This is a genomic window from Natronobacterium haloterrestre (assembly GCF_900112205.1).
Taxonomy (GTDB): Archaea; Halobacteriota; Halobacteria; order Halobacteriales; family Natrialbaceae; genus Natronobacterium; species Natronobacterium haloterrestre.
This window is the reverse complement of record NZ_FOKW01000002.1, coordinates 436,850-457,634: the sequence shown is the minus strand read 5'-3', so window position 1 is coordinate 457,634 and position 20,785 is coordinate 436,850. Positions and strand designations below refer to the sequence as shown.

Sequence of the window (20,785 nt, the reverse complement as noted above, 5' to 3'; positions counted from 1 at the left end):
ACCAACACGCCCCAGAAGGTGTAACGCGGCGAGCAAATACGAGGACGGGATCGGGGTCGGCCCGGCTACGCCTCCACCGAGACCTCGATGGCGAGGTCCTCGGCGACCTCGTCCAGCCGATCCGCGCGGATTTCCTCGACGCGGCTCTCGATTTCCGCGACGACGGGCGGGTCGAGTTCCGTTCGCGCGGTCTCGAGGCGCTCGCGTTCGGTCTCGACGCGGGCACGGAGGTATCGGGCACCCCTGCCTTCCTCGTCGGGGTCGGGGGACGGGGTGAGCCGGTTGGCGACCAGTCCCCGCACCGCGAGGTCCTGTTCGGCCAGTCGGTCGATGGCGCGGCCGGTCTCCCGGATCGACAGCGAATCCGGGTTGAACACCAGGTAGAACGACGCCTCCTCGCGCAGCGTCTCCCCGGCGTACTCGAAGAACTCCTTGCGCTCCTGGAGGTGGGCGAGGACGGGGTCGCCCTCGAGGACCCGTCGGGGTTCCCGGTCGCCGAGGGCGGCGCGCTCGTAGAGGTCGATGCTCTGGCGGCGCTTGGCCATCAGCCGGTCGATCCACCCCTCGAGGTAGTCCGGCAGCGAGAGCAGTCGCAGGGTGCCGCCGGTCGGCGAGGTGTCGAAGACGATCCGGTCGTACCCGTCGTTCTCGCGCATTACCTCGACGAACCGGTCGAACAGCGCGGCCTCGTACGCGCCGGGCGTGCCGTGGGCCATCTCGATCTGTCTGTCGACCTCGTTGACCATCGCCGCAGACACCTGGTCCGAGAGTTTCCGTTTGACGTCGGTGAGGTGGCGCGAGACCTCCTCCTCGGGATCGATCTCCATCGCCGACAGGCCCTCGACGTCGGCCACCGATCGGGGCTCGTCGGCGAACGACTGGTCGAAGAGGTCGCTCAGGGAGTGGGCCGGATCGGTCGACACCACGAGCGTCTCGAGGCCCGACTCCGCGCACTTGTAGGCGTACGTCGCCGAGACGGTCGTCTTGCCGACGCCGCCTTTCCCCCCGAAGAAGACGTGTCGGTCCATCAGAAGTGGTACTGGCGGCCCTTGCTCTCGACGATCGTGCTCCGGTCCCACAGCCGCCGCTCCCAGGCCTCGAACTCGTCCTCGAGGTACGGCAGCAGTTCCGACGTGTAGTAGGAGACGGGCGACGGAACCCCGAAGGCGTCGGGGAAACACGCGAGCATGAACGCGTCCTCGAGGTCTTCGGCTTCCGACTCGATCTTCTCGTAGGCCGGATGGGTGATCATCCCGTGGTAGAGCCCCCGGAGCCACTCCTCGAGCGCGGTGCGGAACGCGTCGATCCGCTCGGCAAGTGTCATCAGTCATCATGCTCGTCGGCGGGGACAAAAAGATGTCGCGTCCCGCGGCCGACCCCGGTCGCGGGCGGCGACGAGCCGTCGGGCCGCGCTCCCGGAATGTCGGCAACAATAGTTTTGTACGGCCGTTCGGGTGCTAGAGATACGAAGGGGGCAGCGCGACCGCCGCGGAGCCGGGTCGACAGGACGGCTCGGCGACCAACGGCCGCGCCGCATCGCTTTCGGGAGACAGGAGGATACGATGATCGACGACCCGCGACACGAACGGCTGCATCGGACGGGCGATCGAACGACGCGGAGACGGGGGCCGGGATCGACGGCCAGCGCGAGCGCCGAACTCCCCGACCGGGGTGATGGACAGTGATCTCACACGCGACGATCTACCTCGTCTCGAGTGCACTGCTCGGCCTGGGCGCGGTCGGCCTGCTGGTTGCGACGCGACGCCTCGAGCCGTCGGTCCGCCGGTACGGCTACGCGACCGTGCTCGCCTGCGGGGCCATGAGCGTGACCTACCTGCTCATGCGGGCGGAGATCGGTACCGTCACGACGAACGAAGAATCGGTCGTCAGGTTCGTCGGCTACACGGTCGCCTGGGCGGGGATCAGCTACGTACTCGGGGCCGTCGCCGACGCGGGGCCGAAACGAACGGTCGCCGTCTTCGCGTGTAGCATGGGCACCCTCTGGGCGACGTTCGCGAGCTGGATCCTGAGCGGGACGGCGGGGTCGATCGCCTCGCTGGTGATCCTCGCCTCGTTCGTCGGCCTCGTTTCCCTGCTCGTCGGCCCGGTCGCGCGGTCGGCCGCGAGCGTCGACGAGCGCCGGACGCTGCTCTACCGGAAACTCGAGTACCTCGTGTTGCTCGCCTGGGCGGGGCTGATCGTCCTCGGCATCGTCTCGGAGCAGAACCTCGCGCTGACCGACAGTTTCGTCGGGCAAATCGGCGCGACGTACGTCGACCTGGTGCTGTTGCTCGGGTTCGGCGGACTCGTGCTCCGGAACGTCGCCGCGCTCGAGAAGACCGCGGCGTCGACGACGCTGCTCCCGTTCTTCGGCGGCGGAAGTGGCGGGACTGGTGACGAACCCGGGACCGCCAACAGGAACCCGGACCCGGGCGAACCGGCCGACTGACCTCGCCGCGACGCAACGCTTCTTACCCCTCGAGCGACAACCCGTTCGGTATGTCACCGACGAGCACGACCCCCGTCACCGTCCTCTCGGGCGGGCTCGGAGCCGGCAAGACGACGCTGCTCAACCACCTGCTGTCGAACGCCGGGGACCGGGACATCGCCGTCCTGGTCAACGACATGGGCGCGGTCAACGTCGACGCGGAACTCGTCGCCGAGGGCTCGGACCTCGAGGTCGACGGGGGCGTGGCCGAACTCTCGAACGGCTGTATCTGCTGTGAACTCCAGGAAGACCTCGAGACGGCGGTCGTCCGACTGGCCCGCGACCGCGAGTTCGACCACCTGATCGTCGAGTCCTCCGGCATCTCGGAGCCGGAGCCCGTGGCCCGGCTGTTCACGACGACCTCGCGCGTGGCCGCGCTCTACGAGGTCGACGCCCTCGTGACAGTCCTCGATACCCGGCGGTTCCTGGACGCGTTTGCGGGCGAGGGGACGCCCGAACGCCGCGGCGAGGGGGAAAGGGAGGCCGACCGTCCCCTCTCGGACCTGTGGATCGAACAGGTCGAGGTCGCGAACGTCGTCCTGCTGAACAAGGCCGATCTCTGCGACGAGGCGGAACTCGAGGAGGCCGAGGCGCTGGTCGAGGCGCTCCAGCCGTCCGCGGAGATCCGTCGAACGGAGTTTTCGGCGGTCGATCCCGACGACCTCCTCGGCGTGGACCTGTTCGACCCGGATCGACTGGGCGAGTTGGCGGGCTGGCATCGGGAACTCGAGGCCGACGACGGTCACCACGATCACGGCGGTGGGGGACACGATCACGAGCACGAGCACGACCACGAGCACGAGCACGACCACGAGCACGAGCACCGCCACCCCGACGAGGTCTACGGCGTCGACTCCTTCGTCTTCCGGCGGCGCCGTCCCTTCCACCCCGGACGGTTCGCCGCCTTCCTCCGGGACCTCCCCGCGGGCGTCGTCCGATCGAAAGGGCTCGTCTGGCTCGCCGGCAGCGACGTGCGGGTCGACGTCTCGCAGGCCGGCCCCTCCGTGCGAGCGACCGTCCGTGGCCCGTGGATCGCGGCCCTTCCGGAACTCGACCGGGAACTGTACCGGTCGAACCGACCCGACCTCGAGTGGCACGACGAGCACGGCGACCGGCGGACCGAATTCGTCGTCATCGGGGGCGAGTACGACGAGGAACGGCTCCGGGAACGCATGGAGGAGTGTCTGGTCACCGACGAGGAGTGGGGCCGCGCGACCGACCTCGAGGCCGAGCCGTTCCCGACCGAGGAGGGCGAGGAGGCGACGATCAGGGCGCCGTAGCGCCGTCGGTCCCGTGTTCGTCCTACCGCCGGCAGCTACGAGAACGCCTCTTCGGCCGCCCCGAGTGCACGGTTCAGCTCCCCTTTCCGCTTCCAAGCCGCGATGCGGTCGCCGAACGGCAGCGGTGCGGCGAGCGAGACCGACGAGCGGATCCGCAGTTCCGTTCGTCTCCCGTCCGCCGCCGGCTCGAGTTCGATCCACGTCTCCATGTGGTCGAACGGACCGCGCTCGCCCTCCTGAGTGTAGTAGATCGTTCCGCTCCGGTTCTCGAAGCGCAACGGGAGTTGCATTCCGGGGCCGCTGGCGACGACGATCGTTGAGTCCGTGTCTTCCTCCCCGATCGCGTTCACGTCACCATCCACGTCCCGCTCGTCTGCCGGCTCCACCGCCGCGACGTCGAAACTCCCCTCGGCCTCGACGATCCTGGCCGGCTCGAGCCACGCCCGGAGTTCCCGCTCGGTCGCGTCGATCGTCCGTGATACCGAAACCTCCCGCATACCGTCACGTTCGCGCGGTTCGACGTAAAGATCGGGGACACCCGGCACGACGGGCACGGAACTGAGGCCACGGAAATCCCTAAGTGCTCACCGCACGCGTATCGACGCATGGCCGGCTCCGACCGTGGAGGAGATCGACGCCAGGATCGGGAGGGGTTCCGGGAGGGGCTCGAGTCCTCGAGCGGCGATCCGCGGGTCGTGCTCGTGCTCAACGCAGTACTGTCGGCGACGTTCGCCTGGCTGCTCGTCTGGGCAGCCGACCTGATCGGTGCGGTTGCACTGACGACGAGGAACGTGGCCGTCGTCGCCATCGGGCTGTTCGTGCTCGCGCTCGTGGTCGCCGAGAGCTGACTCGCCGGCTCGGACCCGATCCCGGGACCTGGAGACGGAAGCGAGGCGACAGGTACTCACGGACGGACGCCGTCGATTCCGCTGATGGACGGGCGAACGATCCGATCGTATCGGCCGAGCAAACCCGAACTGGCGGTCTTCGTCTCCGGCGTCGCCAGCATGGGACTGGAGATCCTGGCCGTCCGGATCGTCGCTCCCCAGTTCGGCAGCCACATCTACACCGTCGGGGGCATTCTGACGGTCTTCCTCGTCGCGTTGAGCCTTGGGTACTGGCAGGGTGGCAAGCGGGCGGCGACGGCGACCAATCGCGAGATGGCCTGGATCCTGCTCGGGACCGCGGTCTACGTCGCTGTCGTGGTCTACGCCAGCGACCTCCTGTTGACCTACACGTCGACGCTCGCGCTCCCGCCGCGGTACGCCTCCCTACCTTCAGTGATTCTCCTCTTCGGCCCGCCGACCTACCTGCTCGGGTTCATCAGCCCCTACGCCGCCGAACTCTCGGCGAAGGTCGGCACCGGCGAGGCGTCGGGCCACGTCTACGCGCTCGGCACTATCGGGAGCATCGTCGGCTCGGCCGCAACCACGTTCGTCCTCATTCCCGCCCTGACCGTCGACCGGATCGGTGTCCTGTTCGGGCTGGCCCTCGTCGCCACCGCGCTCGCGATTTCGCTCCCGCGTCCCTCGCGCCGGACCCTAGCCGCGATCGGTGCCGTCTCCGTGTTGCTCGTCGCCGCCGTCGGCGGCCCGGCCGTCTACGACTACCGCGGCGACGTCGTCCACGAGACGGAGACGCCCTACCAGCACCTCGAGATCGTCGACGACGGCGACGTCCGGACGATGTACCTCGACGGCGCGAGACACAGCGCGATGGACCTGAACGACCCCGACCGGCACGTCTTCACCTACACGCGGTACTTCCATCTGCCGATGTTGCTTGCCGACGATCCCGACGACGTGGACAGGGTGCTGTTTATCGGCGGCGGGGGCTACACCGGCCCACAGGACTTCGAGGAGCGGTACGACGTCACCGTCGACGTCGTCGAGATCGATCCCGACGTGACCGACGCCGCGAGCGAGTACTTCGGCCTCGAGCACGAGACGAACGACGACCTCGAGGTCCACACGGGGGATGGCCGGCAGTACCTCCAGCGGACAGACGAGACCTACGACGTGATCGTACTGGACGCCTACAAGCAAGAGCAGGTCCCGTTCCACCTGACGACGGTCGAGTTCATGGAACTCGTCTCCGACCGGCTTGCCGACGACGGAATCTTCCACGCGAACGTCATCGCCTCGCCCAGCGGCGCGGGCTCTGCGTTCTACCGCGCCCAGCACAAGACCATGGCGGAGGTCTTCCCGGAGACGTACGCGTTCCGCACTTCCGACACGGACGCCATACAGAACGTCCAGCTGGTAGCAACGAACGGGGAGGGGGCCGTCTCGACGGCGGAACTCGAGCAGCGTGAGCAGCGGCGCGATCTCGGCGTCGACCTCGAGGACGCGGTCGCCAACCGTCTGCCGGAGCCGGAGACGGCCGATGCGCCGGTGTTGCGCGACGACCGCGGCGGCGTCGAGGGCCTGCTGGACCCGATGCTGGGCCAGCGGTACGTCATCGAGGAGTCGAGCGAGTCCGGCGGGCCGGGCGAGCAACGCGAGCGCATCGAGCCAGTCCGCCCGGGTGAACCCGCCGTGGCCGCCGTACCGGCCGAAATCGAGCGATCGAGCGCGGCCGGCGACCGAGCCTAGCGGTAGACGTCCCGGTACTCTTCGGCGAACTCCCGGAGCCCGATTCTGGCCGCGCGCCTCGAGCGGAAGCCGAAGCCGAGCGTCTCGCAGTCCTCGCGGTCGCACTCCCAGCGGAACGTCTCCGAAGACGGGTCCCGCGTGACGGTCGTCTCGGCGTTACAGCGCGGACAGGTCCACCCCCACCGGACGTCGCCGGCGTAGCGTCGAGCCATGCTGGTCGCGTCGTTCGGCCTCACTGCGGAAGTGAGCCGGACTTCACGCGTGATCGCTTTAAGCCCCGGCGCGAACCCGCCGCCTCACTCCGCCTCGCTCCCGGTGACGACCACTGGTCGGTCGGTGTTTAGCACGACCGACTGCGTGACGCTGCCGAACAGCGCCTTCCCGACCGGCGACCGTTTCCGACCGCCGAGGACGATCGAATCGACGTCGTGGGCCTCGGCCGCGTCCAAAATGTCCGAAGCGGCATCCCCGCTGTCCTCGAACAGCGTCGTCTCGACGTCGGCCTCCTCGAGGCGGTCCCGCGCGGTCCGGATCGAGCCGATCCGGTCGACCGACTTGGGCGCGTCGAACTCGTCGGGGACGTCGCCGGTCTCCTCGTCGAAGACGAAAAGCAGGTACGCCTCGACGCGCTCGGCGGCGTCGGGAAGCGACGCGACGTAGTCGGCCTGGGCGAGGGCCCGTTCTTCGCTGGTGTCGATCGGTATCAGTACGCGATACATGTCCGACAGTTCGCGTAGCGTGACAATAAAATCGACTCCCGGTTTCGCCGGTATCGCGCGTTCGCTCTCCGGCCCCGACGGTGGCGGGTCCGGCACCGGGTCGATCCGGGCCCGCCCCTCGAACGCGTCTGGGGAACGGCTCGGATCGGAAACCCGGTCTCGAGTGAATAGTACGACGAGCGTATAAAGCGTACACTCGGACAGGCCAACCACTATCCCTCCGTCGTAGCGAGTGACCGTCGAGATGCAACTCGAGGAGTCCGCCGAACGGGCGCGCGACTGGAGCGGGACGGTTCCGACGGCGTTCGACGCCAGGGTAATCGGACTCGTCCTCGCGACGGCCGCGCTCGCCGCGTCGGTGAACGTACCCTACGGCGGGGTTTCGATGGCCGCGGTCGCGTTCGCGGTACTGACCGCCGGCGGGATCGGTGTCCACCTGCTGGGCGAACGCAAGCTACGGCGACTCACACACGGACTGGTCGAGCGCTGGACTGCGGCCGGCGGAACGGTGGAGGGCGTCACCCGGACGGGTGACGGGATGCGAACGGAGTGGATCGTCCACACCCCCGACGGCGACGTGACCGTCGGTGGGATCCCGCTCGTGCCGATGGCGCGTCTCTCCGTCGAGTGGCAGGGCGTCGGCGACACGATGGACGCCGACGAGGCCGAGGAGAACGTGGATCGACTCGCGGCGACGCTGTACGAGGAGATCTTCGAGATCGGCGCGTCCGCGGAGCAGACCCGCTAAGAGCCGCTCCTCATACGGATTGCTGTACCGATTTACCGGCGCAACCGCCGCCCGGGTCGCGGTTGCGCCGGAAATGACTTCCAGTAACCGTATCAGTCGTGTCGACCGCCGGTCTCCCGACTGCTCCCGTCGCCGCTTCTCCCACCCTCGCCGTCGAACAGTTCGCCGTGTCGCTGCGCCAGGTTCGTGTACTCCCCCGAGGAGTACTCCTCGAACACCGTCTCGGGGTCGATGCCGGTCTCCTCGAGCGGCGTGACTTCCGCCGGGACCCCCCGGACGAACGACTCCGGCGGGACCTCGTAGCCGTCGGGGACGACGGTACCCGCGGCGACGATGCTACCCGCGCCGATCGTGGCGTCCGCGTTTACCGTCGCGTTGAATCCCACGAGTGCACCCTCCTCGACGGTCGCCTCGTTGAGTACCGCGCCGTGGCCGATCATCACCCGATCCGCGACGGCGCTCGCGTGCAGGGTCGCGTTGTCGCCGACGTGGGTTCCCCGACCGATCCGGACGGGTTCGACGTCGCCCCGGAGCACGACGCCGGGCCAGACGCTCGCGTCCGCCGCGACCGTGACGTCGCCGACGACGACCGCGTCGCGACTGACCGACGCATCCGCGTGGATCTCGGGCCTCGATTCCTCGAACGCGTAGGTTCTGCTGTCGACCATGTCAGAACGAACCACGATCAGCCTAATAAGTCTCGGTCGCCGTTCGTCGCCGTCGTCGACCGCCGATCGCTACAGTTCCGGAAGCACCGACTCACCGAAGTCCTCGACGAACCGCCGTTGCTCCCGGTTGACGTTGTGCAACAGGAGGCGATCCACCCCGAGTTCGAGGTCCCGCTCGAGCCACCGGCGGTGCTCCTCGAGGTCCGCGGAGACGCGGACGTTGTCCGCCACCTGCTCTCGGCTGATCTCCTCGCCGAGTTCGTCGAACTCCGCGGGCGCCCGCAGTTCCTGGGTGACCGGCCCCGGCACGCAGTTGGTCCGCCACTGGTCGTAGGCACCCTCGAGCGCGGCCTCCTCGTCGGCGTCGTAGGAGAGTTGCACCTTCAGGTAGACGTCGCCGTCCGGGGATCCCTCCCGGAACGCCTCGATGCGATCCTCGAGTGCCTCCCGGTCGGGCGTCCCGATGGTAATCAGGCCGTCGGTCCACCCGCGGCGGCCGAGCCAGCGGGCGGTCTCCTCGGACAGCGCCGCGCCGATCAGCGGCGGGGCCGTCTCGGGTCGGGTGTGGAGTCGCGCACGTTCGACGGTGATCCGCCCGTGGTGGGTGACCTCCTCGCCGTCCCAGAGCCGGCGCATGACCTCGGCCGACTCCTCGAGACGGGCGTTCCGCTCGTCCTTGACGGGCCAGTCGGTGCCCGTGATCCCCTCGTTGAGCAACTGGCCGCTGCCGATCGCCAGCCAGAAGCGACCGGGGTAGCTCTCCCGCAGCGTCGCGGCCGCCTGGGCGACGATCGCTGGGTGGTACCGGTAGCCCGGCGCGTTGACCGTGCCGAAAGACAGCGAGGTCCGTTCCATCGCCGAGCCGAGCCACGACCAGACGAATCCGGACTCGCCCTGGCGCTCGCTCCAGGGATGGAAGTGGTCCGACGCCAGTGCGTGGTCGAAGCCGCTCTGCTCGGCGAGTTCGACCAGGTCCAGCAGTTCGGATGGCGCGAACTGTTCGTGGGATGCGTGGTAGCCGATTTCCGTCATTGTGGTCTCCGGTCGCTCTCGCGTCCGCGTTCTCCCTCCCCACACTTCGTCGCTCGCCCGGAATGCGTAAGCAGGGAGCGGCCGACGGCGTTCCGCTCGAGGGGAGCCCGTGCTACCGATCCCGAGTGGTCCTGGCCCCCACCCATATGACAGCACACCTATAGTGTAGCCTAGATATTGTGTTTTCTCGGGATCGATCGACCCTCGAACAGATCCCCTCCCGTAAGAGGCTATTTTCTCACGTAATTCCCAATTATACTCGATAGCCTCGCCAGCAGTCACCTATTATTCTCGAGCGCCTTCATCATGCTTTTCGAGCCCTTTGGACGGGAAACAGTCGTTCTTCTGGGGTGCTCCCTCTGTTGTGTCGACTCGACTATGATTCGTCAGTAAAGTCATCTTGATAATACATCCAGACTCGGCTATCCGGCGACGAACCTCGAGGGGGGCGAGAACGGCGGCAGTCGACGAACCCGTCTGCAGCGACGGACGGCGGTTAGTCGGTGATCGCCGCGAGTTCGTCCTCGAGGTCCTCGAGAGCGATCGTTCGTGCGCGAGAGTCGACGTCGACGTCGTATCGTTCCTTGTATCCGGAACCGGTCAGCACGGTGACCACGTCGTCGTCGGGAGCCAGCTCGCCCGATTCAGAGAGCCGACGGACGCCGGCCACTGCGACCGCGCTCGAGGGTTCGACGGAGACGCCCGCGGTCTCGGCCAGCCGCGCCATCGCCTCGCGGGTCGCGTCGTCGGGAACCGAGACGACCGCGCCGCCGGTTTCGCGGGCCGCCCGCAGCGCGCGGGTACCGCTCGGCGGATCGCTGTTGGCGATCGAGACGGCAATCGTCTCCCCGGGGTCGATCGCGGTCACCGCGTCCCGGCCCTCCCGGTAGGCCGTCGCGACCGGATCGCAGGGGCCGGCCTGGACGAAGTAGAGCCGGGGCACGGTCTCGAGGAGCCCCGCCGCCTCGAGTTCGCGGACGGCTTTCCAGACGCCGCTGGCGTGCCCGCCGCTGCTGATCGGGAGGACGATCGCGTCCGGCCCGTCGGGGCCGTACTGCTCGACGATTTCGTACGCCACCGTCTTCTGGCCCGCGACCCGCAGCGGGGTGTCGGAGTTGACGAACGTCACGTCGAGGTCGCTCTCGCGCTCTATGGCGAGCGTGTCGTGGTAGAGCCGGCCGTAGTCCCCCTCGACCCGGAAGACGTGCGGGTCGTGGCGCGCGATCAACTCGAGGCGTTCGGGCGGGGTGTCCGCCGGGACGAAGACGGCACACTCGAGGCCGGCCGCCGCGGCGTAGGCGCTCGTGCTCAGGGCCATATTCCCGTGAGAGACGGTCCCGATCCAGTCGTGGCCGGCCGCCGCGGCGTACCTGACGCCGACGGCCGTCCCGCGATCCTTGAAGCTCCCGGTGGGGTTCTGCCCCTCGGGCTTCAGCGAGAGGCGACAGCCGGCGAACTCGTCGAGGCCCTCGGCGCGGAACAGAGGCGTCGTCCCCGGGATCGGCCCGCTCGAGGCCGACGCGGAAACCGGGAGGGCGTCCGCGTATCGCCACATGCCGGGGGTCCAGTCCTCGTCGGGCCAGTCGAATTCGAAGCCGTTCGTGTCTTCGCCGTCGTCCGCGCCGGTTTCGCCGAGCGTGTCGAACCACAGCGGTTCCCCACACTCACAGCGCTTCCACTCCACGATCGAGTACGTCCGCCCACAGCCGTAACAGCGCAGCCGTCGGTTCATTGGCGTGCTCGTCTCGTCGGAGCGGCAAAACCTTTGGCGATACGACCGGTCCGCTCGTCGCCCCGAACGGACGGACGTATTAAGTAGTGTGGCGAGCGATAGGGAAACGAGAATGTCCCGTATACTGCTTCCAGTCGGGCTGGACGAACAGCGAACGGAACGGGCGGCCGAGGTCGTCTCGTCGCTTCCCGGCGATCCGGCCGACCTCGAGGTCGTCGCCCTGGACGTCGTCAGGGAGTTCGACGTAACCGGCGAGGGCGAATTCAGTTCCGACGAGGTCTTCGAGAAACGCGAGTTCCCGGAAAGCGCCGAGGCGATCCTCGCCGACCTCGAGGCCGAGGGGACGACCGTAGAGAAGCGACGCGAACACGGCGACCCCGCCGAGACGATCCTCGAGGTGGCCGACGAGATCGACGCCGATTTCATCGTCATGAGCGGCCGCGAGCGGAGTCCGACCGGGAAGGCGCTGTTCGGGAGCGTGATGCAGTCGGTGTTGCTCTCGGCGGACTGTCCGGTCGTGTCGGCGATCGACTGACGTCCTCGGACGCCCGCTCGCGCGGTCGACGCGGCGTCGCGCGATCAGGTGAAATAGAACACGTAGATCATGATGGCGAGCCCGAAGGCGATACCGCCGACGACGGCGGCGACGAGCCCGAACGTCTGATCGAGTCGCAGCAGATAGACGATCGCGAGCGTGAAGGTGGCGTACAGGAACGCGAGGTAGATCCCGAACCGGAACCAGTTTTCCTTCCCCCGGCCCTCGAGCCCGACCCCGGTTCGGTCGCCACCGTTCGCGGTCATACGGCACTACTACCGGTTCCAGGTAGTTTAGTGTACCCGCTCGAGGGGAACGGTTTCTTCGGTCAGCGAACGACCGGCGCGTCGACCGACCCGATCCCCTCGACCTCGGCCCGGACGTGATCGCCCGGATCGATCGGCTCCGCGCCGGGCGTCCCCGTGCTGAACAGGTCGCCCGGCTCGAGTGTCTTCACGCGGGAGTGGAACGAGACGATTTCGCGGGGTGGGAACAGCATGTTCCGGATCTCGTTTTCGGCCGCGACCTCGTCGTCGACGACCGTCCGGACCGTCAACTCCTCGAGGTCGAGCGGCTCCTCGGGGACGGCGATCGCCGGCCCGACGACGAGGAACGAGTCGAAGCTCTTGGCCCGCGTCAGGAACCGCGGGTTGCGCTGGAGGATGTCCTCCGCGGTCATGTCGATGACCGGCAGGTAGCCCGCGATGACGTCGTCGACCGCCTCGGAGCCGTCCTCGAGATCGGTGCACTCGCGGCCGACGACCACCGCGAGTTCGGCCTCGGCCGTGACGCGGTCGGTCCGGTCGGCCGGCGGGAGCCGGATCGGCCCGCCGGGGCCGGTCACCGCGGTCGAGGGTTTCATGAAACTGGCCGGCTCCTCGGGGCGGTCCTCGCCCAGGTCGCCGGCGTGGTCCTCGTAGTTCAGCCCGATCCCCCAGAGCGTACCGAACTCGGCAAGCGGCGGGCCGAACCGGACGTGGTCGGGGTCGATCCGCTCTGCGGGCGCGTCGGCGACGTCGGGGAGGTCGCGGGCCGCGGCGAGCGGGAGCGCGTCCGCGACCGTCTCGAGGTTCGGTGCGGCCGCCGAGAGCGGAACGTATCCCTCGTCGTCGCCCAGCAGCGCCCGGCCGTCGGCGGTGCGTGCGAGGTACTGCATCTCAGTCCTCCCGATCGGTCCAGAAGTCGAACGAGCGCCCGGGGGCGAACACGTCGAGGCCGACCGCGCGCTCGTCGCCGGTGTTCTCGACCTTGTGCGGTTCGTCGGACTCGAGCCACACCGAGTCGTACTGCTCGAGGGTGACGGCGTCGCCGTCCTCGGTGGTGACGGTCAACTCGCCCTCGAGGCAGAGACAGACCTGCTCGTTCTCGTGGTGGTGCATCGGCGAACTGTGGCCCGGCGGCTTCTCGAACCACTCGAAGCTGAACTCGTCGCTGCCGGCCAGCGCGCGGCGCTGCCAGCCCTCGTCGGGCTCGTACGTCTCGGCGTCGTCGAACTCGACCGGCTTCATAGGTTCGCACCCGTGGATCCGCCGTCGATGAGGATGCTCTCGCCGTTGATGTACCCCGACAGCGGCGAGGAGAGGAACGCGACCGTGTTCCCAAGCTCCATCGGGTCGCCGACGCGCTCGAGGGGGTTGTTCGCCCAGTCGGCGAGGCCCTCCTCGTAGGAGTCGTAGTCGCCGCGGTCGATGGCCTGGTTCACCAGGTTCTCGATGCGCTCGGTCTCGTGGGGGCCGGGCAGGACGGCGTTCGCGCGGACGTCGGGCGCGAACTCCTTCGAGAGCGTCTTCTCGAGGCCGATGACGCTCATCCGGACGGAGTTCGACAGCACCAGCGAGTCGATGGCCTCCTTGACGCTGCGGGAGGTGATGTTGACGATCGTCCCGTGGTCGCTCTCGGTGAGGTACGGTTCCGCTTCGCGGGCGAGTCGGACGACGCTCATGACGAGCAGATCGTAGGCCTCGTACCAGTCCTCGTCGTCGGTCTCGAGGAACGGGCCGGACGGCGGGCCGCCCGCGCTGGTCACGAGGTGGTCGATGCCGCCGAACTCGTCGACGGTCGCCTCGATCAGCGCCTCGATGTCCTCTTTCTCCGTGAGGTCGCCCTGCTGTGCGAGGACGCTTCCGGGGCCGACCTCCTCGAGTTCGTCGCGTGTCTCCTCGAGTCGGTCCTCGTCCCGACCGTTGATGACGACGTCCGCGCCCTCCCGAGCGAGCGCCTTCGCCGACGCCTTGCCGAGACCGCTCGATGAAGCCGTTACCACCGCGGTGTTGCCTTCGATCTGGAGATCCATATCGTTCGTATGCCCAGAGGTAAGGACGAAAAAGGTTGCCGTACCGGTAAGGTTGTGTGAAACTCGACGCCGGACTCGGCCCGCGGTCGAGAGACCGGTTTCGTTCCGTTGTGCGGAATCAGCCCCGCGCTCGTCTCCGGATCGATTGCTCCCTGCGTACAGCCCATCACGGGCCTCTCTCCGCGTTCGAAGCGAATACAGGGCCCATCAAATTACAGCAGTACTTCTGTAATACGACGGGAACAGCTATGCGATTCGACTCTCCATCGACGACTCGAGTTCCAGCGAGTGGAATGGAATCGGTTACCAATTCGGGTCCGAAATTCGACTGAATCACGTGTGGGCCACCCGCCGACGGTCATAGGAGGTTCTACCGGGCGAAAAAACGGAAAGAACTGCGCGAACAGTTGTTCCGCAGAACGGAATCCATAAGTAGGGTGCGTTCGAGAAGGCGCGTATGGGGGAACCGAACGACGAGACGATCCAGACCACGAAAACGAGCCTCGAGGTGGTCCATACGCTCCAGGAGATCGGTCCCGCCCGACTCTCGGAGATCGCGGACCGACTCGACATGGCCGAGAGCACCACCCACCGCCACCTCCAGACGCTGCGGGACCTCCGGTACGTCTCGCGGGACGGGGACCGGTATCAGCTCGGACTCCGGTTTACCCGACTTGGCCGGGCCGCCCGAACCAGGGATCCCGCCTACGAGATGACTCAGTCCCACGTCCAGGAGTTGGCCGAGGAAACGGGCGAACGGGCCCAGTTCGTCGTCGAGGACCACGGACTCGGCATCTACGTCCACGTCGAGACCGGTAGCCGGGCCGTCCGGGCCGGCTTCGGCGTCGGGCGACAGATCCACCTGCACAGTTCCTCCGCGGGGAAAGCCATCCTCGCGAACTATCCACGAGAGCGCGTCGACGAGATCATCGACCGGTGGGGGCTGCCGGCCCTGACCGACCACACGATCACCGACCGCGAGGAACTCTACGACGAACTCGAGGCGGTCCGGGAACGCGGCGTCGCGTTCAACCGCAAGGAACACGTCGACGGGATCAACGGCACCGCCGTCCCCGTCAGACGCGACGGCGACGTGCTCGGGGCACTGGCGGTCGCCGGCCCGTCTCACCGGCTGACCGGCGACCAGTTCGAACAGGAGGTGCCGGACATGATGCTCGCGGCCGCCAACGAACTCGAGTTGAACGTGACCTACGCCACCCCGGAGAGCGCCGACGACCACATCGTGGAGTAACGGACTACTCCGAGACCGGTTCGAACCGCGCGGTGCCGTCCTCGTAAACGAGTTCTTCCCGCTCGAGGACCGTGACGACGTCGTCCAGTTCCTCGAGCAACGCCTCGGAGATCCGGAACTCCTCGAGTTGCTCGGTGTTTTCGATCCAGGCGATCCGGACGGTTTCGGGGTCGTAGCCACCGAGGCCGTTCAGCGCGACCCGCATGGCGAGTTCGTCGTCGGGCGCGACCGGCGGGAGCTTCGCCTTGGCGAGCGAGCCGCTCGTGAGGGCGTTGGCGTACACCTTCTGCAGGTCGAGTTGCTCGACTGCCGCCCGGCGAGTGACGTCGGCCAGTCCGATCCCGTTGCCGTTGCCCTTCGTCTTCTTCGTGAGTCCACGGACGTAGATGAGCTTGACCTCGGGGGTCTCCGGATCCGGCGCGTTGACGACCCGATACCGGCCGATGACGTTGGTGTCCATCCCCGCACCGGAGATCTCCTTGCCGATCTCGTCGACGACCAGCAGGTCGAGTTCGTCGGTCGGCAACGTCGCCATCTCGTCGTAGGCCCGCTCGAGCAGTGGGGGTTCCCGTTCCTCGAGGTCGTCGGCGGGGATCGCCTCGAGGTGGCCGATCTCCTCGTGGAAGTTCTCGACGAGGGCGATCCCGCCCAGAAGCGGCGTCGACTCGCGGATGACCTCGGTCAACGACTCGATGGTGGGGACGTATCCCTCCTTGAGCGCCGTCGAGTGGAACGCCTGCGCGCCACGCTGTTTGCCCAGGCCGACGGTGAGCATCTTGCAGAGCCCGCTCTCGAGCCGTCCAGAGAAGTTCGTGTGGGGCTTGACCCGGTTGATCACCAGCACGGCGTCGGCCTCGAGCGCGGCCGCCGAGAAGTAGACCGGCGTCTCCGTCCCGCCGATCTCGACCTCGTCCAGTCGCTCGACGTCCATCGTCGCCTCGATCGGCGCGCCCATCCGCTCCTCGGTGATACCGAGCGCTTCGAGGATCTCGAGTTGCCCCTCGGGGGTCGCCCCGCCGTGGCTCCCCATCGCCGGGACCAGCACCGGTTCGAACCCACGGTCCTCGAGCGCGGCGACCGCCTCGGCCGTGATCTCGTCGATCATGTGGATGCCGCGGCTGCCGACGCCGACGGCGACGGTAGCCCCCTCGTCGAGTTCCTCGAGCGGGAGGGCGTCCAGTTCGGATCGCGTCTCCGCCAGGGGATCGGCCAGCGTTTCGGTCGGCGGGTCGTACTCGACGCGCGCGAACGTGGGGGCCGGCTGGGGCCCGATGAGATCCTCGACCTCGGTTCGGTCGGGAAAGTGCATGGACGTGTGTACCGAGCCCTATCATATATAGGGTCGCGTTCCAGGGATCGTCTCGACTCACCGGCCACCGGACAGCGGTCCCCCGGCGGGGACTCGTCCGGGGGATATTGCCCCGTAGTGAACCCTTTTTACTGTCGTTCGTCGTGGTAGCGCTGTGGAGATCACAGCCATCGAGAGCGTGCCGATAGCGATTCCCCTGGAGGAACCGGTCTCGTTCTCGAACCGAACCCTGACGTACCGCGATCACGCGATCACCTACGTCCGAACGTCGGACGGGCACGAGGGTGTCGGCTACTCGCTGGGCTACGAGGGCGCGGAGTTGATCTCCGAGGCCGTCGAGTCGCTGCTCGAGCCGATGCTCGTCGGCGAAGACCCCCGCGACACCGAACGGCTGTGGCGCGAGATGTTCGACGGAACGGTCCAGATCGGCCGCTCCGGCCTACTCCTGCGGGCGATTTCGTCCGTCGATATCGCGCTGTGGGACCTCAAGGCGAAAGCCGCCGACCAGCCGCTGTACAAGTTGCTCGGCGGCTACGCCGAGGAGGTCCCGGCCTACGCGAGCGGGGGCTACTACCGCGACGACAAGGGCCACGAGGCCCTGCGGGGCGAGATGAGTCGCTACCTCGAGGAAGGCCACGACGTGGTCAAGATGAAGGTCGGCCGACTGCCGGTCGAGGAGGAGGTCGAGCGCGTCGCCGCCGTCCGCGACGAGATCGGGGACGAGCGTACCCTGCTGCTCGACGCCAACGGCGCGTGGGACAGCGGGACCGAGGCGATCAGAGCCTGTCGCGCGTTCGAACCCTACGACCCGTACTTCATCGAGGAACCCGTCATGATCGACAGCGTCGAGGCGATGCGCGAGGTCAACGAGGCCATCCCGTACCCGGTCGCGACCGGCGAACTCGAGGGGCCGCGCTACGACTTCGAGCGGCTCTACAGCGACGGGGCGGCGACGGTTTTGCAGCCGGACGCGACCGTCTGTGGCGGGATTACGGAGTGGCTCAAGATCGCCCACCACGCGGCCGCGCTGGACGTCCAGATCGCACCGCACTACAACTGGAACCTCCACGCGTCGCTGGTGGGCTCGATCGAGAACGCCCTCTGGGTCGAGTACTTCTACCGCGATATGGACGTCAAGGTCTTCGACGACGTCGTCGCGGATCCGCTCGTGCCGGGCGACGACGGCCGGATTCCGCTGCCCGACGAGCCGGGCCACGGCGTCGAACTGGACGAGGACGCGGTACAGGAGTTCGCGATCGAGAACTAACGGGCACGAAACTACCACCCACACAATCATGAAGGACTTCTCCAACCAGATCACGAACCGAGGCGAGCATCGAGACGTCGAAATAACCGACATCGAGACCTGCGTGGTCGACGGGAACTTCGAGTGGAACCTGATCAAGATCGAGACGGACGCCGGCGTCACCGGGATCGGCGAGTCCTACCGGGGCGGCGGTGTCCCCGAACTCGTCGAGTACACCGAGCGTTTCCTGATCGGCGAGAACCCGCTAGACGTCGAACGCCTGTTCCGCCGGATCATCCAGGAGATGTCCGGCCACGGCGGGACGACCGGCAAGGTCGTTACCGCCGCCTCCGGCATCGAGATCGCGCTCTGGGACGCCGCCGGGAAGATCCTCGACGTCCCCGTCTACCAGTTGCTAGGTGGCAAGTTCCGCGACGAGGTCCGCATCTACTGCGACTGCCACGCCGGCGAGGCCTACGCCGTCGACGACGGGTATACCGAGTACGCCGACGCCGAGGCCTACTCGCCCGAGGCCTACGCCAACGAAGCCCGTCGCGTCGTCGACATGGGCTTTACCGCGCTCAAGTTCGACCTCGACCTCGAGATGGACAACGACCCCGACCCGTTCAACGGTCGGCTGAGCAACGAGGCCGTCCGGTACAAACGCGAGATCGTCGAAGCGGTTCGCGACGAAATCGGCTACGACGTCGACCTCGCGTTCGACTGCCACTGGGACTACACCGTCGAGAGCGCGAAGCGCCTGGCCCACGAACTCCGGGAGTACGACCTGATGTGGCTCGAGGATCTGATCCCCCCGGAGAATATGGACGCCCAGAAGGAGGTCACCTCGGCGACGAAGACGCCCGTCGCCACCGGCGAGAACCGGTTCCGCGTCCACGAACTCTCCGACCTGATCTACGACCACGGCGTCGACATCGTCACCCCCGATCCGACGACCGTCGGCGGTCTCAAGGAGACGATGCGCATCGCCGACCGCGCCGAGGAGAACTACATGCCGATCTCGCCGCACAACGTCTGTAGCCCGATCGGGACGATGGCCTGCGTCCATCTGGGAGCCGCCATCCCGAACTTCGACGTCCTCGAGTACCACGCGCTCGAGGTCGACTGGTGGGACGACCTGGTCGAGCGCGACGAACCGCTGATCCAGGACGGCTACATCGAGGTCCCCGAGCAGCCGGGCATCGGGGTCGAACTCGACGAGAGCGTCGCCGAAGAGCACCGACTCGAGGGAACGTCCGGGTTCTGATATCCGTTCCTTCGTCTCCGGCACCGCCAGTCCCGATAGCGCCGTGATTCGGCCGACCACCGGCGCTACGTAGTGCTCGAGGTCGTCGACCGAGCGAACGCGACCGGACTCGAGAAGACGAAGCTATTTAACGACCTTGCCACGATATGTCACGTATGTCCTCGGAAGAACGAACGTTCGGACGGCGACTCATCGAGACGCTCGAGCGCGTCCACCAGCGGTACAATCGAGCAGCGGGAACCGTCGGGGCGTACACGCCACGGGTCGTCAAGGCGGCCGAAGCGGTACTCGCCGTAGCCCTTTTCGCGATGACGGCGTACTGGTTCGTCCTGTACCTGTAACCGGGCGGACAGCTCTCGAGTGCGGTTTGTGACCATCCTCGACTAGCGGTTTTAGGTTCCCGCAGCCGAGAGTGCCCGTACGATGACACCGACCGGATCGACTGCCGCCGCCTCGACGCCGCTCTCGGGCGTCCGGGTGATCGACTGCACGCAGATGCTCTCCGGCCCGTTCGCGACGCAGTTGCTCGCCGACCTCGGCGCCGAGATCGTCAAGATCGAGCGACCGGACCGGGGCGACATCACCCGGAGCGTCGGCCCCGAGATCGGCGACTCGGGGCTTACCGCCTACTTCGCGTCGCTGAACCGCGGCAAACGCAGCGTCGAACTCGACATGTCCACCGAGGACGGGGCCGCCGCGCTCGAGAGGCTGGTCGAGACCGCAGACGTACTCGTCGAGAACTACCGCCCCGGAACGATGGAGAAGTGGGGGCTGGGGGACGAGGACCTCCGGGCGGTCAACGAGGACCTCGTCTACTGTTCGATCTCCGGATTCCTCGAGGGACCCTACCGCGACCTGCCGGCGTTCGACATGGTCGTCCAGGCACTGGGCGGCAGCATGAGTATCACCGGGCAGGCCGACGGCCCGCCGGCCCGGCCGGGGATCCCCATCGGGGACATCTGCGCCGGGATGTACGCCGTCATCGGGATCACGACGGCGCTGTACGCCGACGAAGGGCAGTACATCGACGTGCCGATGTTCGAGGGGCTGGTCTCCTGGCTCACCGAACGCGCCGGGCGGACGTTCGTCACCGAGGAGCCCTATCCCCGGCAGGGGACCGTCCACCCCTCGCTCGCCCCGTATCGCGCGTTCGAAACCGCCGACGGCTGGTTCGCCGTCGCCATCGGGAGCGAGGACACCTGGCAAGGCTTCTGCGAGGCCATCGATCGACCCGACCTCGCCGACGACGAACGCTTCGCCCGGAACGACGACCGGGTCGCCAACCGGGACGCGCTGGCGGGCGAACTCGTGCCGATCCTCGAGCGACGGACGAACGAGGAGTGGTTCGACCTGTTCCGCGAACACGGAATCCCGGGCGCGCCCGTCCAGGACACGGTCGAGGTCTTCGAGGACGAGCACCTCCGGGAGAGCGGCACGCTCGAGGACCTCACGATCGACGGCGTCGAGTTGCCGTTCCCGGTTTGCCCGATCGACTTCTCCGCCGCCGGGACGCGGTCGGGCCACGAACCGCCCCGCCTCGGGGAACACACCGAGGACGTCCTCGGGGAAGTACTGCCCGAGGACGCTCTCTTGCGGGTTCTCGAGGGCGAGTGAGCGTCGCG

The 20,785-nt window shown here is 67.5% G+C and carries 24 protein-coding genes; 11 read left to right on the top strand and 13 right to left on the bottom strand.

Features of this window, described 5'->3' with window-relative positions; all coding sequences use genetic code 11:
* Nucleotides 1-65: 65 nt before the first annotated feature.
* Together BM113_RS06260 and BM113_RS06255 are read right to left on the bottom strand one after the other, a co-directional pair.
* The gene (locus BM113_RS06260; RefSeq protein ID WP_089786313.1) at nucleotides 66-1,028 is read right to left on the bottom strand and encodes an ArsA family ATPase; all 963 of its coding nucleotides are present in this window, start codon (nucleotides 1,026-1,028) and stop codon (nucleotides 66-68) included.
* Nucleotides 1,028-1,324, bottom strand: a complete 297-nt coding sequence (locus tag BM113_RS06255; RefSeq protein ID WP_007139966.1) for a DUF7990 family protein — start codon at nucleotides 1,322-1,324, stop codon at nucleotides 1,028-1,030. Before BM113_RS06255 ends, BM113_RS06260 begins: the two co-directional genes overlap by 1 nt.
* A gap of 357 nt (nucleotides 1,325-1,681) precedes the next feature.
* On the opposite strand from BM113_RS06255, the gene BM113_RS06250 reads away from it, so the two are divergent.
* Nucleotides 1,682-2,449: a bacteriorhodopsin gene (locus BM113_RS06250; protein WP_089786312.1), complete on the top strand. Its 768-nt coding sequence runs from the start codon at nucleotides 1,682-1,684 to the stop codon at nucleotides 2,447-2,449.
* A 50-nt stretch (nucleotides 2,450-2,499) separates the two neighbouring features.
* On the top strand, nucleotides 2,500-3,768 hold the full coding sequence (locus BM113_RS06245) for a CobW family GTP-binding protein (protein WP_089786310.1): 1,269 nt from the start codon (nucleotides 2,500-2,502) through the stop codon (nucleotides 3,766-3,768).
* Between the two features lie 35 nt (nucleotides 3,769-3,803).
* On the opposite strand, the gene BM113_RS06240 is transcribed toward BM113_RS06245, so the two are convergent.
* Nucleotides 3,804-4,265, bottom strand: coding sequence for a polyketide cyclase (locus BM113_RS06240; protein WP_089786308.1), 462 nt, complete (start codon nucleotides 4,263-4,265; stop codon nucleotides 3,804-3,806).
* Nucleotides 4,266-4,373: 108 nt separating this feature from the next.
* On the opposite strand from BM113_RS06240, the gene BM113_RS06235 reads away from it, so the two are divergent.
* Both BM113_RS06235 and BM113_RS06230 read left to right on the top strand, forming a co-directional pair.
* A complete protein-coding gene (locus BM113_RS06235) occupies nucleotides 4,374-4,616 on the top strand; it encodes a DUF8107 family protein (protein WP_089786306.1) in 243 nt (80 codons plus the stop codon).
* A gap of 84 nt (nucleotides 4,617-4,700) precedes the next feature.
* On the top strand, nucleotides 4,701-6,362 hold the full coding sequence (locus tag BM113_RS06230) for a spermidine synthase (protein WP_089786304.1): 1,662 nt from the start codon (nucleotides 4,701-4,703) through the stop codon (nucleotides 6,360-6,362).
* Here BM113_RS06230 and BM113_RS06225 read toward each other — a convergent pair.
* Together BM113_RS06225 and BM113_RS06220 are read right to left on the bottom strand one after the other, a co-directional pair.
* Nucleotides 6,359-6,574, bottom strand: coding sequence for a hypothetical protein (locus tag BM113_RS06225; protein WP_089786302.1), 216 nt, complete (start codon nucleotides 6,572-6,574; stop codon nucleotides 6,359-6,361). The genes BM113_RS06230 and BM113_RS06225 overlap by 4 nt on opposite strands.
* A gap of 84 nt (nucleotides 6,575-6,658) precedes the next feature.
* Nucleotides 6,659-7,081 (bottom strand): universal stress protein, encoded by a 423-nt coding sequence (locus BM113_RS06220; RefSeq protein WP_089786300.1) that lies wholly within the window; start codon nucleotides 7,079-7,081, stop codon nucleotides 6,659-6,661.
* Between the two features lie 244 nt (nucleotides 7,082-7,325).
* Here BM113_RS06220 and BM113_RS06215 point away from each other — a divergent pair, with 244 nt between their 5' ends.
* On the top strand, nucleotides 7,326-7,829 hold the full coding sequence (locus BM113_RS06215; protein WP_089786465.1) for a hypothetical protein: 504 nt from the start codon (nucleotides 7,326-7,328) through the stop codon (nucleotides 7,827-7,829).
* Nucleotides 7,830-7,921: 92 nt separating this feature from the next.
* On the opposite strand, the gene BM113_RS06210 is transcribed toward BM113_RS06215, so the two are convergent.
* The 3 genes from BM113_RS06210 to thrC all read right to left on the bottom strand — a co-directional run bounded on the left by BM113_RS06210 (nucleotide 7,922) and on the right by thrC (nucleotide 11,261).
* Complete coding sequence (locus BM113_RS06210; RefSeq protein ID WP_089786298.1) at nucleotides 7,922-8,497, bottom strand: gamma carbonic anhydrase family protein; 576 nt, start codon at nucleotides 8,495-8,497, stop codon at nucleotides 7,922-7,924.
* Nucleotides 8,498-8,566: 69 nt separating this feature from the next.
* A complete protein-coding gene (locus BM113_RS06205; RefSeq protein ID WP_089786297.1) occupies nucleotides 8,567-9,529 on the bottom strand; it encodes a TIGR03885 family FMN-dependent LLM class oxidoreductase in 963 nt (320 codons plus the stop codon).
* Between the two features lie 496 nt (nucleotides 9,530-10,025).
* On the bottom strand, nucleotides 10,026-11,261 hold the full coding sequence (gene thrC / locus BM113_RS06200; RefSeq protein ID WP_089786295.1) for a threonine synthase: 1,236 nt from the start codon (nucleotides 11,259-11,261) through the stop codon (nucleotides 10,026-10,028).
* Between the two features lie 112 nt (nucleotides 11,262-11,373).
* Between thrC and BM113_RS06195 the strand changes: the two genes are divergently transcribed.
* On the top strand, nucleotides 11,374-11,796 hold the full coding sequence (locus tag BM113_RS06195; RefSeq protein WP_089786293.1) for a universal stress protein: 423 nt from the start codon (nucleotides 11,374-11,376) through the stop codon (nucleotides 11,794-11,796).
* A 44-nt stretch (nucleotides 11,797-11,840) separates the two neighbouring features.
* On the opposite strand, the gene BM113_RS06190 is transcribed toward BM113_RS06195, so the two are convergent.
* The 4 genes from BM113_RS06190 to BM113_RS06175 form a co-directional block, all read right to left on the bottom strand.
* Entirely contained in the window at nucleotides 11,841-12,062 is a 222-nt protein-coding gene (locus BM113_RS06190) for a hypothetical protein (protein ID WP_089786292.1), read from the bottom strand.
* A 62-nt stretch (nucleotides 12,063-12,124) separates the two neighbouring features.
* The gene (locus BM113_RS06185; protein ID WP_089786290.1) at nucleotides 12,125-12,952 is read right to left on the bottom strand and encodes a fumarylacetoacetate hydrolase family protein; all 828 of its coding nucleotides are present in this window, start codon (nucleotides 12,950-12,952) and stop codon (nucleotides 12,125-12,127) included.
* 1 nt (nucleotide 12,953) lies between these two features.
* Nucleotides 12,954-13,304, bottom strand: a complete 351-nt coding sequence (locus BM113_RS06180) for a cupin domain-containing protein (protein WP_007139989.1) — start codon at nucleotides 13,302-13,304, stop codon at nucleotides 12,954-12,956.
* Nucleotides 13,301-14,089 (bottom strand): SDR family oxidoreductase, encoded by a 789-nt coding sequence (locus BM113_RS06175; RefSeq protein ID WP_089786288.1) that lies wholly within the window; start codon nucleotides 14,087-14,089, stop codon nucleotides 13,301-13,303. Before BM113_RS06175 ends, BM113_RS06180 begins: the two co-directional genes overlap by 4 nt.
* Nucleotides 14,090-14,546: 457 nt before the next feature.
* Between BM113_RS06175 and BM113_RS06170 the strand changes: the two genes are divergently transcribed.
* Nucleotides 14,547-15,341, top strand: a complete 795-nt coding sequence (locus BM113_RS06170) for an IclR family transcriptional regulator (RefSeq protein WP_089786286.1) — start codon at nucleotides 14,547-14,549, stop codon at nucleotides 15,339-15,341.
* A 4-nt stretch (nucleotides 15,342-15,345) separates the two neighbouring features.
* Here BM113_RS06170 and BM113_RS06165 read toward each other — a convergent pair whose 3' ends face one another.
* Nucleotides 15,346-16,650 carry a nickel pincer cofactor-dependent isomerase, group 22 gene (locus BM113_RS06165; RefSeq protein ID WP_089786285.1) on the bottom strand — a complete coding sequence of 435 codons (1,305 nt, stop codon included), beginning with the start codon at nucleotides 16,648-16,650 and terminating at the stop codon, nucleotides 15,346-15,348.
* A gap of 154 nt (nucleotides 16,651-16,804) precedes the next feature.
* Between BM113_RS06165 and BM113_RS06160 the strand changes: the two genes are divergently transcribed.
* From BM113_RS06160 to BM113_RS06145, 4 genes are all read left to right on the top strand, one after another.
* Nucleotides 16,805-17,917, top strand: coding sequence for a mandelate racemase/muconate lactonizing enzyme family protein (locus BM113_RS06160; RefSeq protein WP_089786283.1), 1,113 nt, complete (start codon nucleotides 16,805-16,807; stop codon nucleotides 17,915-17,917).
* Between the two features lie 28 nt (nucleotides 17,918-17,945).
* A complete protein-coding gene (locus BM113_RS06155) occupies nucleotides 17,946-19,163 on the top strand; it encodes a mandelate racemase/muconate lactonizing enzyme family protein (protein WP_089786281.1) in 1,218 nt (405 codons plus the stop codon).
* Nucleotides 19,164-19,318: 155 nt separating this feature from the next.
* Nucleotides 19,319-19,504 carry a hypothetical protein gene (locus BM113_RS06150; RefSeq protein WP_089786279.1) on the top strand — a complete coding sequence of 62 codons (186 nt, stop codon included), beginning with the start codon at nucleotides 19,319-19,321 and terminating at the stop codon, nucleotides 19,502-19,504.
* 82 nt (nucleotides 19,505-19,586) lie between these two features.
* Nucleotides 19,587-20,777: a CaiB/BaiF CoA transferase family protein gene (locus BM113_RS06145; RefSeq protein ID WP_089786277.1), complete on the top strand. Its 1,191-nt coding sequence runs from the start codon at nucleotides 19,587-19,589 to the stop codon at nucleotides 20,775-20,777.
* Nucleotides 20,778-20,785: the final 8 nt, after the last annotated feature.